The organism is Paenibacillus sp. FSL H8-0034 (genome assembly GCF_038000305.1).
GTDB lineage: Bacteria > Bacillota > Bacilli > Paenibacillales > NBRC-103111 > Paenibacillus_S.
In genome coordinates, this window is the sequence record NZ_JBBOBS010000001.1 from 2,495,588 (window position 1) to 2,512,534 (window position 16,947).

General features: G+C 46.9%; 15 protein-coding genes. 12 read left to right on the top strand and 3 right to left on the bottom strand.

Annotated features, from left to right (window positions below):
• Positions 1 to 39: 39 nt before the first annotated feature.
• The 6 genes from NST47_RS11300 to NST47_RS11325 all read left to right on the top strand — a co-directional run bounded on the left by NST47_RS11300 (position 40) and on the right by NST47_RS11325 (position 4,847).
• Entirely contained in the window at positions 40 to 726 is a 687-nt protein-coding gene (locus tag NST47_RS11300; protein WP_341155229.1) for a hypothetical protein, read from the top strand.
• Positions 727 to 738: 12 nt separating this feature from the next.
• The gene (locus NST47_RS11305; RefSeq protein WP_341155230.1) at positions 739 to 1,656 is read left to right on the top strand and encodes a carbohydrate ABC transporter permease; all 918 of its coding nucleotides are present in this window, start codon (positions 739 to 741) and stop codon (positions 1,654 to 1,656) included.
• 28 nt (positions 1,657 to 1,684) lie between these two features.
• Entirely contained in the window at positions 1,685 to 2,503 is an 819-nt protein-coding gene (locus NST47_RS11310) for a carbohydrate ABC transporter permease (protein ID WP_341159658.1), read from the top strand.
• An 11-nt stretch (positions 2,504 to 2,514) separates the two neighbouring features.
• The gene (locus NST47_RS11315) at positions 2,515 to 3,858 is read left to right on the top strand and encodes an FAD-dependent oxidoreductase (protein ID WP_341155231.1); all 1,344 of its coding nucleotides are present in this window, start codon (positions 2,515 to 2,517) and stop codon (positions 3,856 to 3,858) included.
• 193 nt (positions 3,859 to 4,051) lie between these two features.
• Complete coding sequence (locus tag NST47_RS11320; protein WP_341155232.1) at positions 4,052 to 4,435, top strand: BlaI/MecI/CopY family transcriptional regulator; 384 nt, start codon at positions 4,052 to 4,054, stop codon at positions 4,433 to 4,435.
• 253 nt (positions 4,436 to 4,688) lie between these two features.
• Positions 4,689 to 4,847 (top strand): hypothetical protein, encoded by a 159-nt coding sequence (locus NST47_RS11325; protein ID WP_179097410.1) that lies wholly within the window; start codon positions 4,689 to 4,691, stop codon positions 4,845 to 4,847.
• Positions 4,848 to 5,053: 206 nt separating this feature from the next.
• Here the strand turns inward: NST47_RS11325 and NST47_RS11330 are convergent, their stop codons facing one another.
• From NST47_RS11330 to NST47_RS11340, 3 genes are all read right to left on the bottom strand, one after another.
• Positions 5,054 to 7,558, bottom strand: a complete 2,505-nt coding sequence (locus NST47_RS11330) for an O-antigen ligase family protein (RefSeq protein WP_341155233.1) — start codon at positions 7,556 to 7,558, stop codon at positions 5,054 to 5,056.
• 176 nt (positions 7,559 to 7,734) lie between these two features.
• On the bottom strand, positions 7,735 to 8,709 hold the full coding sequence (locus NST47_RS11335) for an aldo/keto reductase family protein (RefSeq protein ID WP_341155234.1): 975 nt from the start codon (positions 8,707 to 8,709) through the stop codon (positions 7,735 to 7,737).
• 44 nt (positions 8,710 to 8,753) lie between these two features.
• A complete protein-coding gene (locus NST47_RS11340) occupies positions 8,754 to 9,593 on the bottom strand; it encodes an SDR family NAD(P)-dependent oxidoreductase (RefSeq protein ID WP_341155235.1) in 840 nt (279 codons plus the stop codon).
• A 303-nt stretch (positions 9,594 to 9,896) separates the two neighbouring features.
• Here NST47_RS11340 and NST47_RS11345 point away from each other — a divergent pair, with 303 nt between their 5' ends.
• The 6 genes from NST47_RS11345 to NST47_RS11370 all read left to right on the top strand — a co-directional run bounded on the left by NST47_RS11345 (position 9,897) and on the right by NST47_RS11370 (position 16,861).
• Positions 9,897 to 11,507 (top strand): gamma-glutamyltransferase family protein, encoded by a 1,611-nt coding sequence (locus NST47_RS11345; protein WP_341155236.1) that lies wholly within the window; start codon positions 9,897 to 9,899, stop codon positions 11,505 to 11,507.
• A gap of 195 nt (positions 11,508 to 11,702) precedes the next feature.
• Positions 11,703 to 13,019, top strand: a complete 1,317-nt coding sequence (locus tag NST47_RS11350) for an extracellular solute-binding protein (protein WP_341155237.1) — start codon at positions 11,703 to 11,705, stop codon at positions 13,017 to 13,019.
• Between the two features lie 70 nt (positions 13,020 to 13,089).
• Positions 13,090 to 13,887 carry a sugar phosphate isomerase/epimerase family protein gene (locus NST47_RS11355; protein ID WP_341155238.1) on the top strand — a complete coding sequence of 266 codons (798 nt, stop codon included), beginning with the start codon at positions 13,090 to 13,092 and terminating at the stop codon, positions 13,885 to 13,887.
• A gap of 16 nt (positions 13,888 to 13,903) precedes the next feature.
• Entirely contained in the window at positions 13,904 to 15,037 is a 1,134-nt protein-coding gene (locus tag NST47_RS11360; RefSeq protein WP_341155239.1) for a Gfo/Idh/MocA family protein, read from the top strand.
• A gap of 89 nt (positions 15,038 to 15,126) precedes the next feature.
• Entirely contained in the window at positions 15,127 to 15,999 is an 873-nt protein-coding gene (locus tag NST47_RS11365) for a carbohydrate ABC transporter permease (RefSeq protein ID WP_341155240.1), read from the top strand.
• A 34-nt stretch (positions 16,000 to 16,033) separates the two neighbouring features.
• On the top strand, positions 16,034 to 16,861 hold the full coding sequence (locus tag NST47_RS11370; protein WP_341155241.1) for a carbohydrate ABC transporter permease: 828 nt from the start codon (positions 16,034 to 16,036) through the stop codon (positions 16,859 to 16,861).
• Positions 16,862 to 16,947 lie beyond the last annotated feature (86 nt).

Sequence of the window (16,947 nt, forward strand, 5' to 3'; positions counted from 1 at the left end):
TCCATAATGGGCCGCAGCTCTACAGGATGGGATGTTACTATGAATCGGTTACGCCAAGCTTTGCATGAACCTAAGCTTCAACTATTCGTCAGCCTGCCTTCCAATGATTTGGCATTGGCGCAAGCGGCCATTGAGGAGGGTGCGGATGGACTGAAGGTACATATCAATGTAGATCACCGCGCCAGTGGAAACAGCTTTGGGCCTCTATCCGAGTATGCAGAGACATTCGCTCAAATTCGCTCCTTGCTGAATGGACCTTTGGGCATCGTTCCTGGTGGCTCGCTTGATGCTATTAATCCGCAGGAAATCGAGCAGCTAATCACACTCGGCATAGACTTCTTTTCGATTTATGCCTGGCATATGCCAACGTTCCTATTAAATTATCCGCAATTGGCTCCTACCTTTGCTATTGATCATACGTTTGATGCCAGACTGCTGGAAGCAGCCAAAGCTTTTCCGATCCAAGCGCTGGAGGCTTCCGTTATTCCATCGGAGCAATATGGGACACCCCTTAACTTTGCTGATCTGCTTCGATATCGTTGGTTGGTGCAAACAGCTGGTTTGCCTGTAATCGTTCCATCTCAGCGCAAATTGGTGCCTGATGATGTTCCGGCTCTAAAGGATAGCGGAGTTCGAGCCTTGCTGCTTGGCGCTGTCGTCATTGGCAAAAGCGCAGATGAAATAAGACGGGCGATACACGACTTTCGCAATGCGATCGACAGTTAGGAGTGAATACCTATGGAAAGCGTACCTTCAGCAAGAAGAAAAAAAGCAATGAATCCATTGAAGCGTGAAGCGAATATTACTGGATGGATTTTTGTTTCACCTATGGTTTTGGGGTTTGCTGCCATATTGATGGTTCCACTGTTCCAAGCCTTTTACATGAGCCTGACGGATTGGCCCTTACTTGGAGAAGCCAAGTTTATCGGCTTTGATAATTATGTGAACATTTTATCGGATCACGACTTTTGGGTTGTGCTCGGCAACACCTTTTATTTTGCAGCCGGTCTGGTGCCGCTCAATATTGCTATTGCTCTACTTTTCGCGGTACTGCTAGCCAAAAGCATGCCAGGCATCAGTTGGTTCCGCACCGCAATATTCGTTCCTGTTATGACCTCGTTAATCGTCTGGTCCATCGTCTGGAAATACATGTTCGCTACAGATTCCGGCTTTATTAATCAGATTTTGCAGCTCATCGGTATTGAGGGTCCTGCCTGGTTGTATAACCCCCAATTGGCGATGCCGGCTGTCATCATTACCAGCGTACTAAAGAACGTCGGTTTAAACATGGTGCTGTTTATCGCAGCTCTACAGCAGGTGCCTGTTCATCTGTATGAAGCTGCAAAAATAGATGGTGCCAATCGATTCACTCAATTTATACGAGTTACGATTCCACTCATCACGCCGACCTTGTTTCTCACCATTATCATGACGGTCATTGGCTCTATGAAGGTGTTTGGCCAGATTTATGTCATGACTCAGGGTGGACCCGGAAGCAGCACCAAGGTGATGGTCTATTACATTTGGGAAAAAGCGTTCAAGCTGTTTGAATTCGGTTATGCTTCGGCTTTGGCTTATATTCTTTTCTTTCTGATTATGGCATTCACTTTGATTCAGTGGACGCTTAGGAAGAGGTGGATTTTTCATGAAAACTAGATCCTTACTGGAAACGGCCTCCAGACGGATGGGTGTTACTGCCCATTACGCCGTTTTAACGCTTTTCTCGCTGCTGCTGCTGTTTCCTTTTATCTGGATGATTTCGACCTCATTAAAGGAACCGTCGCAAATTTTTGTTTTTCCTCCGGTATTTTTACCGTCGCCGATCCGTTGGGTAAATTACTCGGAAGTTCTTCATCTCATACCGTTTCATCTGTTTTATTTTAACAGCTTGTATATTGCCATTGTGGTTGTCATTGGAACGATTTTCTTCGCTTCTCTGGCTGGTTATGCAATCGGTCGAATTCCTTTCGCAGGAAGAAATCTGATATTTTTGCTGCTGTTAAGCACCATGATGGTTCCTTCTGAAGTAACAGCTATTCCCTTGTTTCTGTTCATGCGGGATATCGGCTTCATCAATACACATCTTCCTCTAATTATACTGCCGATCTTCGGGGCGGGCGGTGTCTTTGGTGTCTTCGTCATGCGCCAATTTTTTCTCGGAATGCCCAAGGATTTGGAAGAAGCCGCGATGATCGACGGATGCTCACAGTTCCGTATTTATTGGAATATTATGGTTCCCTTAGCCAGGCCGGCCATCGCGACCTTAACTATTTTTACTTTTTTAACCAGCTGGAACGATTTTTTTGAACCACTCATTTTTATTAATGACCGTAAGCTGATGACGCTGCCGTTGGCACTATCGTTGTTTACGGATGAAGCTGGCACCTCGTGGCATCATTTGATGAGTGCTTCAACCATGGCGACATTGCCGCTGCTAATCGTATTTTTCTTCGCACAGAAGCAATTTATTGAAGGTGTGGCGATGACAGGATTAAAGGAATAGGAGTGATGATAATGACTCGTAAGCTACAGGCGGATGTTGTGGTTGTCGGAGGAGGCCCCGCTGGAATTAATGCGGCTATAGCCGCCGGGAGACAAGGAGCCAGCACCATTCTGATCGAACGTTATGGCTTCCTTGGAGGGATGTCAACTGCTGCCTCGGTTTACCCCTGGATGACCTTTCATACGGAAAGCGGGCAGCAGGTTATTAAAGGGATCGCTCAGGAAATCATCGACCGGTTGATGGAACGCGGTGGATCACCAGGACATTTACGCGATACAATCGGTTTTGTCCATACAGTGACTCCTTATCACCCGGAGATTTATAAGCTGCTTGCCATCGATATGCTGAAGGAGGCTGGGGTAAAGCTGCTCCTGCATAGCTTTGTAGACGGTGTTCAAGTTGAAAATAAGGTGATCCAATCTGTTCAGCTTTCCGGAAAATCGGGACCTATTCAGGTTTCTGGTCAAATGTTTGTCGATACTTCCGGGGATGCGGATATGGCTTATTTGTCCGGAGCCCCTACACAGACAGGACGTGAGGGTGATAAGCGGACCCAGCCGATGACGATGAAATTTCGTATGCGCGGAGTAGATCTCGAAGTCATTCGCCAGGAGATGATCAACAATCCAACTAATTTTTATCATAAAACACCGTTTCATGAGCTGAATGAATTGCCGTTAACGGGCATTCAAGGCTTTTACTCGCAATGGAATGCGGCCAAGCTGCCGATTAATCGGGATCAGGTGCTGCTATTCGCCGGACCGGAGTCTGACGAAATTTTGGTCAACTGCACCCGTGTCCAAGGTCTGGATGGTACGGACATCGAGGACTTGACTTTAGCCGAAGAGGAAGGTCTTAGACAGGTGATGATGATGGCCGAGTTTTTGCAAAAATCGGTTCCCGGATTCTCCCATGCATCCATATCATCTGTCGCTGCCCAAATCGGTGTTCGCGAGACCCGACGGATTGATGGGTTATACCATCTTAGTATGGATGACGTAGTTACAGGAAGACGATTCGAAGATGTTATTGCGCGCAGCGGTTATCCGATCGATATCCACGATCCATCCGGCAAAGGCGTTACGGAGGCTTTGGTGCGAGGGGATGGAGCTTATGATATTCCTTATCGCTGCCTCGTGCCGCAGCAGGTGAAGAATCTACTCGTAGCCGGTCGCTGCCTGTCAACTACCCATGAAGCATTGGCAACAACGAGATTGACGCCAAGCTGTATGGCCACCGGACAAGCTGCAGGAACAGCAGCAGCTTTAGCCAGCGCTGCGGGTACTACGGCTGCTGAGGTCGATGTGGCTCAGCTACAGAAGGTGCTGCTGCACAATCAAGCTGTCTTAACCTGAAATGATAGCGAAAAACTCAAATATGAATCTGGAAAATAATTAAATATTCACAAAGACCGGAGTAGCTTTTGCTACATCCGGTTTTTTGTTGTCTTTTTAAACCTAACTTAAACTCATTTCATAGGTTGACCACTTATATCTACATGGTGTAGATTTATATAAAACTACATGATGTAGATATAGGAGGATTCACATGACAAAATGGCTGCGCATGTCTGATGCTGAGAAACAGATCATGGACATCATCTGGGCAACCGGACGACCTGTTACAACTTCGGAGATTATTAGTAAGCTGCCGGAGGACAAGACCTGGAAGCAGAGTACAGTCCTTACTTTTTTAGCCCGGCTCATGGACAAAAACATGATTACAGCGACTCGAGTAGGAAAAGCGAATCATTATGAACCTTGTATCACTGAACAGGGATATCTGAATATCGAAACCAAGCAATTTATTAAAGAGGTTCATCGCGGTTCTGTATCCGGATTAATAAGGGCGCTTTGTGACAGTGAGGATTTAACGAAGGAAGATATGGAAGACTTGATGAAAAGGCTGAAAGCGAAGTACGATTTACAATAACTGTATCTACCCTCAATCCTTTGAAGGCAGAAGCTAAAGGTGAGGGGATTGAGGTTTTCGTTTCCAGTCCATATCAACGAGCCATTCTGTTCAAAGAATGTGGAATATCCGGTAATGGCGTATTCAGCAAAATCCTTGCCAGGTAAGGATTTTAATTTTCTATGATTTATATCACTTACGTTCTTAACCTAACGACTTATAATCATTTCTATAAGCAGCTAAAGTTAATAATGAATAGACGGGGGTATGATTTATGGAATTAATGAAAAATTCAGAACCGAAAAACCAATTTAGCGGACTTGGCCTTGTTATTTTCCTGATGGGTGTGATTACGTTCGGCCCGTTGATTTATTTTCTAATTAGCTGGGCGCTTGGCAATGTGCCTCTGGTTTCTGGAGGACCCGTGAATTAAAGATAGTGTTACCTAATAGATGAGTCTTGAACAATCCATTTAGTGAGTTTGAACCCTTGATTCTATCAGATATTTTTCATATTTGATAGGGTCAGGGGTTCTCATTTTTGCATATCGCTGCATAAGCCGGTGTACGGCTAATCCGTCGACTAAGGCACGAGGCACAAAAATAACCCAGCTCCCACCGCGGAAGCTGGGTTCAAGCATCATATCGAAGCTGCCAGCTTGGCAATTTCCGTTTTTTCCTCCGGGAACCTAGCGGTAAAGGCATCATAGATTTGTTGATCACTTTGTCCTAATTTTTGTAACGCTGCCAAGTACCATCTCACGATCATACGTGAAATGGGCGCATCCGATTGAAGGCCGGCATTCAGTCGCAGCACTTCTGCCGCGGCTTTGTAATCCTTCCGTTCCGCGAAAATTTTCCCTATCGCTAATGAAATACCGGGAGTAATATCAAATGGCTCCCCTTGCATCTGTCCTTTGGGAAGGCTTTTTAAAGACTCCTTACGGGTCAGCACCTGCTGGTAAGTCTCAACGGCTTGATTCCACAGCTTGAGATTCAATTCCTTGTTGTTGTCCGTTCTCGCACGGTCACCCAGCTCAGCATAAAGACCAATCGCACGTTCATACCAGTTCTGTTCGCCTTGCCGGATATTAATGCCCCAGCTATTATTACGCAGGCTTCTCTCTGTCACTACTAAAGCCTCGTTTAACTTCCCTTCCGTGATGTATTGGTTATACTCGGTCTCAAGGCTTTCTTTATTATAGGGCTCCTTCTGTTTCAACAGCTCCAAATAGGTTTTGGCCTCTTCGTATAGGCTAGCATTTTTAGATTGATTATAAGCTTGATACAGCAGGCTTAGCTTTAGATTCACATAATCCGGATGAGCAGGTGTCGCGGCCAGGGCCGCATTCATCGGTTTCATCACATCTTCAAAACGAACCTGTTCGGTACCCTGCAGCTTTTCTAGTGTCGCCATGTACTGTCGATTACCATTTAACTCTTTAAGTCCGGATACCATGACAACAATCGAGACGACACCGATCACTAACGGGTATATCAAGCGTGTTTTGCCTTGATTTATGCGACCAAACAGAGCTTTTTCCTTGATTAATGAGGGGACGAACCGCAAACCTGCAGCCAAACCACCAAGGGAAAGAAAAACAACCGAAGCCAGATAAGCATAGCTCATTTCAAAATCAAGTAGGCTATGGATCAAAATCGATACGGAAACGATATAGAAAACCTGATAGCCGCCCCGATCCTCGATGTTTTGTTTGAAGTACTGCCTGATATACAAATAGTAAATTGCAATGAGCAGGACAGACAGTACCAGTATTCCAATTAAGCCGGTTTCAACCCCATATTGCAGAAAAAAGTTATGTACTTGTTTAACGATATAAGGATTGTTTTGATACTGCTGATATAAAATCGTCCAAGCGCCGCCCCCTGCACCAGCAATGGGGTAATCACTCACCAATTTCATAGAATCCTTGTACATCGTCAATCGTTCCAGAACACTATGCTGCTGGAAATTAATCGATTGCAGGCGAGTCTGTAATTCCACGGGCAGGAGCCTGGAAACCAAATTGTTTCCCGACAGCAGTATAGCTCCGAACAAACCCGCTATGATCAGAATGATCGGAATAAAAAGATTGGCTATACGATACTTGTTAATCGCAAGCGTTGGCTGCTCCAGCTTCGGCACCACATAACGCTGAATGACCGTAATAACCAGACCCGCTGCTATCGATACAGAGCCTATAATCAGCCAGCCCTTTAACGAATCAGAATCAAACAGGCTGAGTAGAGCGGGTTGAAGGGGGTCATCCGATGTTACTTGCTGAAAGATACGGGTCGTAAGGCTTCTTATCGGCTCAAGAATCAGCAGCGCGCCGATGGCTCCAATTATCGCATACACAAAAAAACAAATCTGCTGTACGAATCTGAAAAAAGGTAAAATAGCCAGCGCAATCAGAGGCAATACGACTAATCCACCTCTGGAAAGTGTAAGTAGGAACGACACAAGCAGCGGCACTACCATAACCGCGTGGATCGAGACCACATACCATTTGCGCTCATTCATTAACAACCACAAAGCAGACAGTAGAATGGCCAGCAAATAAGCGGCATACGCATTGGCATATTGAAAAACCGAAGTTAACCTCAGTCCTTGATCGGACAGCATCACCGCATCCCTAAAATAAGCATTGCCAAACATATTCATAAAACAATAAATGACAGCGACGTAACCAGCTAATACGATACCGTTTTGAATGATTCGTGCGCCGAGCTTGTCCTTGGCAACAGCAACGGCTAATACAAAAAAGATACTATACATCACATTTAGCATAATCATACTGGAAGCATAATGGCTTGAAACAGCATGGAAGGATGCGAGAATGTAAGCAGCGGGTATTGTCCATATCCATAGCCCGAGCGCATCACTGACATCTGTTAATTTCCAATGGTAAGCCTGATAAATGCTAAGCACAAACAGCATGATTCCCGCCCAAAATAACGCAGAATTCAGAGCGTATTCATATTGTACGGTGTAACCGTAAAAAAGCCCGGTTTGAAACAACCACACAAATAAAAATACGGTGATGAGTGCAAGCGAAAGCCAATACAGCAGAGATCTTTCCTTAAAGCCCTTGTTTCCTCGTTCCCTGTCCTTCTTGTACGAATGGGGTATTGCTGCTGCCATACCTGACCTCTTTCCTATAAATTCAACTTTTTCATTCACATATAAGCTAATATTTTCCACTTCATTAGACGCAGCAAGTCCTACATTTGTTTCATTTTCTGGAATATTTATATGCTTAAATAACAAAAAAACTCGTCTTTGGCTTATTAGCTCAAGACGAGTCGTATGCTGCTTTTTTACCAGATAGGCACGAAGCCGTTAATTTCGTCCAGAACACTATCGACGGACTGAATAACTTCTGGGGACAAGGTAACTCCGCTTGCTTGGATATTTTCTTCGATTTGTGCTAGTCGGCTGGCTCCGACAATCGCTGAGCTGACACCCGGCTGTCTCAATATCCAGGCAATGGCAAGCTGCGACAAGGTCAGCTCTTGACTTTGGGCAATCGTATCCAGCTTGCCAACGCACTCAAGAACATCGTCCTGCAAATAGCTGCTGATCCAGCGGTTGATATCGCTGTTGGCCGCGCGGCTTTCGGATGGAATCGGCTGGCCTGCCTTGTATTTGCCGCTCAAGATGCCTTGTGCCAGCGGAGAAAATACGATTTGTCCCAAGCCTTCTTTGACGGAGGTTGGCAGCACTTCCTTCTCAATATAACGGACAAGCATGTTATAGATAGGCTGGTTTGAAATTAACGGTCTCAGGTTCAAACTTTTGCCTATATGAACTGCATCAGTAATCTGTGCCGCCGACCATTCGCTGACTCCGGCATACAGGACCTTGCCCTGACTGACCAAATCGTCCAGAGCGCGCAGCGTTTCCTCTAACGGCACCTCCGGATCGAACCGGTGGCATTGATACAAGTCGATATAATCCGCCCCAAGCCTCTTCAGGCTGGCTTCGCACTGCTCAACGATATGCTTGCGCGACAGTCCTTTATCGTTGGGTCCATCCCCCATGGGAAAATACAGCTTTGTCGCAATGACATAGCTTTCACGTGCATAATCCTTAAGCGCTTCTCCGACGACGATTTCCGAAGCACCGCGGTTGTACGCGTTGGCTGTATCAAAGAAATTAACGCCGTTATCGTAAGCGTATTTAATACAATCGATCGCTGTCTGCTTCTCCACCGCGGTACCGTAGGTTAACCAGCTTCCCAACGAAATCTCACTGACTTTTAATCCACTTCTGCCTAAATTCCGATATTTCATGTATGTTCCTCCTGTTTGATCCATCAACCTGCTCAATTGTAAGACTAGCGGCGGCCGATATTTTCGATTTTTTTCATCCTTAACTTGAAGTAATCCTCGTTTTGCAGCTCATTGGCTTTCTCTTGCAGTTTATCCGCATCCTCATGAATGGAAACAATTCGCCCTTGATAGGCATCCAGCTTGCCTTCACCCACCAAATAAGCCAGTGTCGGAGCTAGGTGGGCAGGAGCGTCTCTATGCTCCGCAAAGGCCTGGGTAATACGCGGAAAATAGGTTTGCCCAGCCTCTGTTTCTCTTTGGTATTTAGTCATATCCGTATCGTTCAAGCCAGGATCTAAGGCAAAAGCCATCACTCCTGTGTCCTGCAGCTCGGCATTCAGATTTTCTGTAAACCGGGCAATAGCCGTTTTTGAGGTACCGTAGCCATTGCCGTATTTAAACTCCCGAGTGGTGCCGCCGCCTACGACATTAATAATTCTTCCTGCGCCTTGCTCAAGCATAAGGGGGACAGCGCCCTGCACACAGTGAAACACCCCGAACAGATTGGTGCTTACATCGTTGATCCACACCTCAGGGTCTACCTCCCATGTGGGTCCGATAGCGGCAAACGCGCCAGCGTTGTTGATCCACACATCCACATTGTTAACGATATTTCGAATTTGACCGATTGCTTTTTGCACGGAACTGCGTTGTTGAACATCCAGATGCAGACAGTGGCTTCGAGGTGACAGCTCCCTCAGCTGCTGATCAAGTTCATTCAGAAGCTGTTCGTTTCTGCCGGTTCCCACAACGGTATACCCACGCTCAGCAAAATAAAGGGCTGTATTTTTTCCGATTCCTCTCGTGGCACCTGTGATGACGACTACCTTGTCCGAATCTCCCATAATGGAATACCTCCTTGAAGAACAAGTTAATAAAGCTCGTTCCTGATCCTCATGATACAGGATTGGAAGAAATTATTTAAGAACTGACTTATTATGCAATTAGTTACCTTGAAGTAACCACGGTGGGATATTCCGAAGAATAAAGCTGCGATGTCAGTACTTTTGGCTTGTCCAAAAGCCATTTCGTTCCATAAAGCTAACATTGACAGATGCTCTTTAGTGGCATAATAATTAACATCTAAGAACAGTCAGGTTCCAATGAGGGCCTGATGTTCAATTTGAATAAACAAGGAGAATCCTACTATGCTGAATTATGATTCGTTATTTAACCCATACCCTTCTCAAAGAATGGTGACCTATGGCAGAAAAGGGATGGTCGCGACGACACAGCCCTTAGCTGCACAAGCAGGATTGGATATACTGAAAAAAGGCGGGAATGCGATTGATGCCGCAATTGCTACAGCTGCCTGCTTAACGGTGGTTGAACCTAATTCCAACAGCATTGGCGGCGATTGCTTTGCTCTGATATGGGTGGATGGGAAGCTGCATGGCCTCAATTCAAGCGGCCCTTCTCCGGCAGCGATAACTGTCGACAAGGTCAGGGAGGCTGGACACAGCGCTATGCCGACTTATGGAATGGTACCGGTAACCGTTCCGGGGACGCCAGCAGCTTGGGCGGCGATGTCAGAGCGATTCGGCCGGTTGCCTCTGGCGGAAGTGCTGCAGCCCGCTATCGACTATGCGGAAGAGGGGTTCCCGGTATCACCGACTATTGCGAAGTACTGGAAGCATGGCTTCGAGGCGATCAGCGCTTTGAACAGCAGTCTATACGATCCTTGGATGGAAACCTTTGCTGCAAATGGACGCGCACCCTATGCCGGAGAAATATGGCGTTCCGAGGGACATGCCCGCACACTTCGTTCGATCGCGGAAACGCAGGCGGAATCGTTTTATAGAGGAGCGCTGGCAGAGAAGATGGATCGTTTTTTCCGCAAGCACGGAGGCTTCCTGACCCAAGAGGATCTGGCCGCGTATAAGCCGGAATGGGTGGATCCGATCCAGGTCAACTACAGAGGCTACGATGTCTGGGAAATTCCTCCGAACGGCCAGGGGCTGGTTGCTCTTATGGCATTAAATATTCTCAAAGGAATGGGTTTTGACGCCAAGGATACGGTGGATACTTATCATAAACAGATCGAGGCTGTAAAGCTGGCGTATGTGGACGGTCTGAAATATATTACGGATGCGACCAAGATGAAGGTTACTACGCAGCAGCTGTTGTCCGATGATTATGCCCGGGAAAGAAGGGAATTAATCGGTTCGGAGGCGATACTGCCATTGGCCGGGGAGCCGCCCAAAGGTGGAACTGTTTATATGGCCACTGCGGATGAAGAGGGCAACATGGTATCGTTCATTCAGAGCCATTCAGGCGATTTTGGCTCCGGAGTTGTGATTCCAGGGACCGGAATATGCATGCAGAACAGGGGAGCAGGATTTTCGCTCGATCCAGAGCATCATAATGTCCTTGAACCTGCGAAAAAAACACGGCATACGATTATTCCGGGATTTATTACGAAGGACGGCATGGCCGTTGGACCCTTTGGCGTCATGTGCGGTTCCATACAGCCTCAGGCACATGTACAGCTGGTGATGAATACGATTGATTTTCATTTGAATCCACAGGCGGCTCTGGATGCACCGAGATGGGGTTGGGTGAAAGAAAAAGTGATCGAAGTCGAGCCGCAGTTTCCCGATCACATTGCTCAGGCCTTGGCAAGACGGGGGCATATCGTTCAGCGGGCACTCGATTCCGGCATGTTTGGCAGGGGGCAGATTATTTGGCGTGATACGGTAACCGGAGTGCTGGCAGGTGGAACAGAACCAAGAGCCGATGGAGAGGTAGCAGCCTGGTGAGTGACGCCAACAGCCGTTTTATTTCAAATGGCTATGCTCGGTATCTTCGAAAAGATGGATTATTAAGCTTATAATAACTGCATTAAAAATTTGGATGTTATATTAATTGGCTGGATACCCCTTACACGTAACATCATTATATAATATTGTTGTAAGGTGAATGTTAAATTAAATAACATGAAAAGAGGGGATTATATGAAAAATGCTTTCATTCAAAAATCATTATTAGTCGTTGCCTCTGCCGCTCTTGTTACGGCTACAGCTTGTGGAAATGTCGACACCAAAGAAGCGACCCCGACTCCCGGTACTGCAGCCAAGGAAAATGTGACCCTTACGATGGAATACAACTGGTCAAGCCCGAATGCTGACAACCAGCTGTACAAGGAACGAATCCAGAAGTTTATGGCTGCGAATCCGGATATCAAGATTGAGGCGCAGGATATCCCCTCGGCCCAATATCGAACCAAGCTGCGTACGGAAGCAGCAGGCAACAGCATGCCGGATATGTTTATCTTATTTCCGGGAATAGAAATGGACCCGTACATCGATGCCAAGGTGCTTATGCCTCTGGATGAGATTATGGATACCTGGAAAAATATTTTACCCGCTCAGGCGTTGGCTGGCTATAACGTAGACGGTAAGCAGTATGCGATTCCAACGAAAATGACCTTTGTTGATATTGTTTATTACCATAAGGATATGCTTGCCAAGGTTGGCTACAATCAATTCCCGAAAACCTATACGGAATTAATTGATTTGGTGAAAAAGCTGAAAGCCTCCGGTGTGGTGCCGATTGGTATCGGTAATAAGAACAGATGGCCATTGCAATCGACCGTTCTCTCGACTGTTGAGGATCGGATTGCAGGAACGGAATTCCTCACCAAGGTGAAGCAGGGCCAAGCCAAATTTACAGATCCCGATTTTATTAAATCGCTCGCCGTCTTTGACGAACTCAACAAGCTGGAGGCGTTCAACGCCGATTTGAACACGATGGATGAAGTGCAGCAGCAGGATTACTTCCTGCAAAAGAAAGCCGCGATCACCATGACAAGCTCAACCATTGATACCAAATTCCGTGTCAGCAATCCTGAAGGCGGAGACAATATAGGTGTTGCACTCTTTCCAACTATTGATGGCGGAAAAGGAACAGCAGGCAAAAGTGCAGGCGTCGTTCAATATGGAATCGGGCTCAGTAAAGAATTAAAAGGAGCCAAGAAGGAAGCTGCTTTCAAATTCCTGAAATATTTTTACGCACCTGAGCTGTATCAAGAATTGATGAGCAAAGGAATTGTGGTTCCGGCCAAGGTTGATATGCCTGCAGATACCAGCAAGTACCTGAAGGAAATGCTGGAGCTGACGAAAAACGGCGATGCGCTTGTATTTGACAGTGTAATGCCAGCACCAGTTAAGGACGTTATCGAGAATGGCCTGCAAGCCATTACGATGGGGCAAAAGACACCAGAGCAGGTTGCTCAGGATATGCAGGCTGCAATTGAAAAAATAAAAAAGTAAAGGCTCGTGGTGAATAGGGGAGTACTTGCACAGCTTCTTTAAGAATCATGTTGGGTAGGGAGGAATAGCAGTGAAAGCCTCAATCGGGGGATTTTCCTTCTATCAGCTGTTAAGCGAAGGTGAAATGGACATCTTCGGATATCTCGAAACCGTCAAATTCCGTTATAGATTGGATGCAGTCGATTTGTGGAATGGTTTTTTCTGTGACCGCAATGTTCCTATCTGGACTTTGGCAGACGAAGATTATCTGAGAAAAATAAGAAAAGCGCTGGATGAAAAACAGCTGACGGTTGCCAATTTGGCTGTGGATCGGGCCCACTTATGGGACCCCGATCCTGAGGTCAGAGAACAATTGCATCAAAATGCGCTGCTGCATCTGCGTGCAGCGGATATTCTGGGAGCGAAGTCGGTTCGTATTGATACGAGCCGGGGCCCGGGCGCCATGACAGAGGAGCGGTTTGATTATACAGTCGGGCGTTTTCGGGAATATGCACAGATTGCTTCCGACTACGGATTCACGGTAGGTCCTGAGAATCACACAGGAGCTTCATTGAATCCTTACTGGATGAAGCTGATTGCCGAAGAGATAGACCATCCGGGCTACGGCATCTTGCTTCATATTGGACGCTGGGAAGATGGGAACCAGCAGGGCGATCTGATGGTCGCTCCGTGGGTAAACCATACTCACTTTGATGCACGTACAGTGGGTTCGGCAAAAGCGGAAGAAACGGTCAAGCTTCTGAACAACCTTGGCTATACCGGATATTGGGCTGTGGAATACAATGCGCCGCAGAATCCTTATACGGAGCTCGGGTGGGCGCTCGGCTCCATGAAGAGAGTGCTCGTATCGGCAGGATTAACAAGCTAAGCTGGAGGCGTAAGCAATGGAACGGAAAAAGATCAGAATTGGCGTTATCGGCGTTGGGATTATTGGAAAAGCACATCTGGATAATTACGCTGGAATCGAGGGTGCTGAAGTGGTTGCCATCTGTGACATTAATGAGCGTGAGGCTCTGCAGGTCGCAGAGAAGTATGGAATTGCCCATGTGTATACCGATTACAAGCAGCTGCTGGCCCGCGATGATATCGATGCGGTTGATGTCTGTCTTCACAATAATTTTCATGCTCCTTTGACTATTGCTGCCCTACAGGCAGGGAAGCATGTGTACTGCGAGAAGCCGATAGCCGGATCTTATTATGACGGTCAAAAGATGCTCGAAGCAGCAAGGGAATGCGGAAAAATGCTGCATATCCAGTTAGGCCTGCTGTATAAAAAAGAAACGAAGGCTGCGAAGGCGCTGATCGACGCCGGGCAATTAGGCAAGCTGTTTCATGCGCGCTCATCCGGGTTTCGACGTCGGGGCAGACCCTATGTCGATGGCTTTGGCACCTCCAATTTCACGCGAAAACAAAGTGCAGGCGGCGGAGCGCTGCTGGATATGGGCGTCTATCATATTGCGCAAATGTTGTACTTGCTCGGAGTCACCTCCGTTCAAAGAGTAACCGGCAAGCTGATCCAGGAGATGGAGATGGATTCGCAGCGACAAGCAGACAGCGGGTTTGACGTGGAAGAATTGGCTCTCGGCTTCGTTACGTTCGAGGGCGGACTTACATTGGATATTTTTGAAGCCTGGGCCGTCCATTTGGGTGGCGTAGAAGGAAGCAGTATTATTGGGTCCAAGGGCGGAATTCGCCTTCCGTCCTATCATTCAGCCGAACAAACGGCTGACTTCAGCTTTCATACAACGGTTGCCGACATGGATCTGGACAGCCGGATTGATTTAAACCGGATGGATATCCGTTGGCACAGAATGAGAGAGAATGAGGATGCGTACGATTCGTCACAGCAGCACTGGATTGCCGCTCTGCAGGGCAGGGTAGAGCTGCTGCCGACGGCTGATATCGCTCTGGCGACCATGCTGATCAGCGAGGGGCTGTACCTCTCGGATACGCTGGGACGCGAAACGACGGCGGCTGAAATTATCGCGAACTCGCAGTCACTTGCGATTCCGATGTAAGCCTTGCGTTTCCTCCCTCCGGGAACGGGGAGCTTGCTCTTCGTCCCTGGTAATCCTCTCATTAAATTCAGAGTGAAGGAAGGCTAAATATGAATGTAACGAAGCGGATGGGAATCACTATATTTGTTGGAATGCTGCCCGCCTTGATTATTTATATCGGCATTGCATTGATTCCGGTTGCGATGTCCTTGTACTATTCATTTTTCGATTGGAATGGCTTGTCTTCCATGACTTTTGTAGGCTTGGATAATTATGTTACCGCCTTGAAGGACAGCATATTCTGGAAAGGTTTTCAAAATAATATTTACATGATGATAAGCGGAATTGTGGGACAATTGCCAGCGGGGTTGTTTTTCGCACTGCTGTTAAATCGGTCGTTGAGGGGTCTCAAGCTATATCGCTCCGTCTTATTTCTCCCGGTTATTATATCGGCGGTTATCGTTTCCTTGGTATGGAACATGGTGTATGGAACGGAATCCGGCTTGCTCAACAGTATCCTTAGCTCATCGGGACTGGATTCATGGAAGCAAAACTGGCTGGGCAGCCCGCGTTGGGGCATGATATCGGTAAGTATCACTTATTTGTGGCAGAACTACGGATTTTTTATGGTTATCTTTTTGGCTGGCTTGCAAAATATTTCGGAAGAGGTCAAAGAAGCGGCAGTTATGGATGGGGCGACCGGTTGGACGCGGTTGTGGTTTATTACGCTCCCGATGCTGAAGGAAACGATCTGGGTAACGCTCATCTTCTCGATCAGCAACAGCTTCCGGGTATTTGACCTGATCTATGTCATGACGGCTGGAGGGCCTGCGCATAATACCGAGGTTATGAGCATTTATATGTATACCAATGCATTTTCAAACATGTACTTCGGGCTTGGAAGCGCCGTATCCATTCTGATTCTGATATTCAGTCTGCTTGCTATATATGCAGCCAAATTAATTACCCGTAGAAGCGATTAATCCAGGCAAGCTGCAGAAGGAGGAGCGAGTAGCTATGCAAACATCACTTGGCAAAAAAACAATGATTCATATCCTGTTGGCGGTATTGTCCGCCATCAATATACTCCCGATCGTCTGGATGGTCGTCAGCTCTTTTAAATCTGAGGCAGACTTTGCAACGAATCCCCTGGGACTGCCTAAGACTTGGAATTTCAGTAATTACACGAGCGCCTGGAAGGTTGCCCATCTGGGTACTTATTTCTGGAACAGCGTGCTCGTGACAGCAGCTTCGATCCTGCTGACGGTGCTGCTCGGCGCACTGGCCTCCTACTTTTTATCGAGATTTGAATTTCGGATGCGCGGATGGTTATACGGGTTGTTTATTATAGGGATGACGATTCCGATTCACGCTACGCTCGTTCCGATCTTTATCGTGATGAAAAAAATCGGCTTGTTGAATACTCACCTTTCCTTGGTGCTTCCTTATACGGCCTTCCATCTCTCGATTACGATCTTTATTCTCGCAGGCTTCATGAGAGGGTTTCCGAAGGATGTGGAGGAATCCGCTATTATGGACGGGGCAGGACTGTACCGAATATTCTGGTCGATCATTCTTCCGATGACCCGGCCTGCGCTGGCTACCGTCATTATTATTAACTTTATTTACAATTGGAATGAATTTTTGTTCGCGCTTGTTCTGATTAACAAAGCAGCTCTGAAGACACTGCCTCTGGGATTGGCTAATTTCGCCGGAACCGAGACCCGCTTTCAGACGCTGCAGATGGCGGCATTAACGATGGCTCTTGTACCGCTTGTCGGCTTTTACCTGGCGATGGAGAAGCAATTGATACAAGGCATGACAGCGGGCGCGGTCAAAGGATAATCGTCAATAAAGATCGTTTTACCTGCGTAACTGGTTATTTATAACATGGATTTAATATTTAGGTAGCATCGAACCCTGGTTTTCCT

What these genes read in the sequence shown, in the direction of transcription:
- NST47_RS11320 (WP_341155232.1), top strand. Translation starts at nt 4,052, where the DNA reads ATGACAAAATGGCTGCGCATGTCTGATGCTGAGAAACAGATCATGGAC.
- NST47_RS11360 (WP_341155239.1), top strand. Translation starts at nt 13,904, where the DNA reads ATGGAACGGAAAAAGATCAGAATTGGCGTTATCGGCGTTGGGATTATT.
- NST47_RS11365 (WP_341155240.1), top strand. Translation starts at nt 15,127, where the DNA reads ATGAATGTAACGAAGCGGATGGGAATCACTATATTTGTTGGAATGCTG.
- NST47_RS11370 (WP_341155241.1), top strand. Translation starts at nt 16,034, where the DNA reads ATGCAAACATCACTTGGCAAAAAAACAATGATTCATATCCTGTTGGCG.
- NST47_RS11325 (WP_179097410.1), top strand. Translation starts at nt 4,689, where the DNA reads ATGGAATTAATGAAAAATTCAGAACCGAAAAACCAATTTAGCGGACTT.
- NST47_RS11350 (WP_341155237.1), top strand. Translation starts at nt 11,703, where the DNA reads ATGAAAAATGCTTTCATTCAAAAATCATTATTAGTCGTTGCCTCTGCC.
- NST47_RS11345 (WP_341155236.1), top strand. Translation starts at nt 9,897, where the DNA reads ATGCTGAATTATGATTCGTTATTTAACCCATACCCTTCTCAAAGAATG.
- NST47_RS11305 (WP_341155230.1), top strand. Translation starts at nt 739, where the DNA reads ATGGAAAGCGTACCTTCAGCAAGAAGAAAAAAAGCAATGAATCCATTG.
- NST47_RS11340 (WP_341155235.1), bottom strand. Translation starts at nt 9,593, where the DNA reads ATGGGAGATTCGGACAAGGTAGTCGTCATCACAGGTGCCACGAGAGGA.
- NST47_RS11315 (WP_341155231.1), top strand. Translation starts at nt 2,515, where the DNA reads ATGACTCGTAAGCTACAGGCGGATGTTGTGGTTGTCGGAGGAGGCCCC.
- NST47_RS11335 (WP_341155234.1), bottom strand. Translation starts at nt 8,709, where the DNA reads ATGAAATATCGGAATTTAGGCAGAAGTGGATTAAAAGTCAGTGAGATT.
- NST47_RS11300 (WP_341155229.1), top strand. Translation starts at nt 40, where the DNA reads ATGAATCGGTTACGCCAAGCTTTGCATGAACCTAAGCTTCAACTATTC.
- NST47_RS11310 (WP_341159658.1), top strand. Translation starts at nt 1,685, where the DNA reads ATGGGTGTTACTGCCCATTACGCCGTTTTAACGCTTTTCTCGCTGCTG.
- NST47_RS11330 (WP_341155233.1), bottom strand. Translation starts at nt 7,558, where the DNA reads ATGGCAGCAGCAATACCCCATTCGTACAAGAAGGACAGGGAACGAGGA.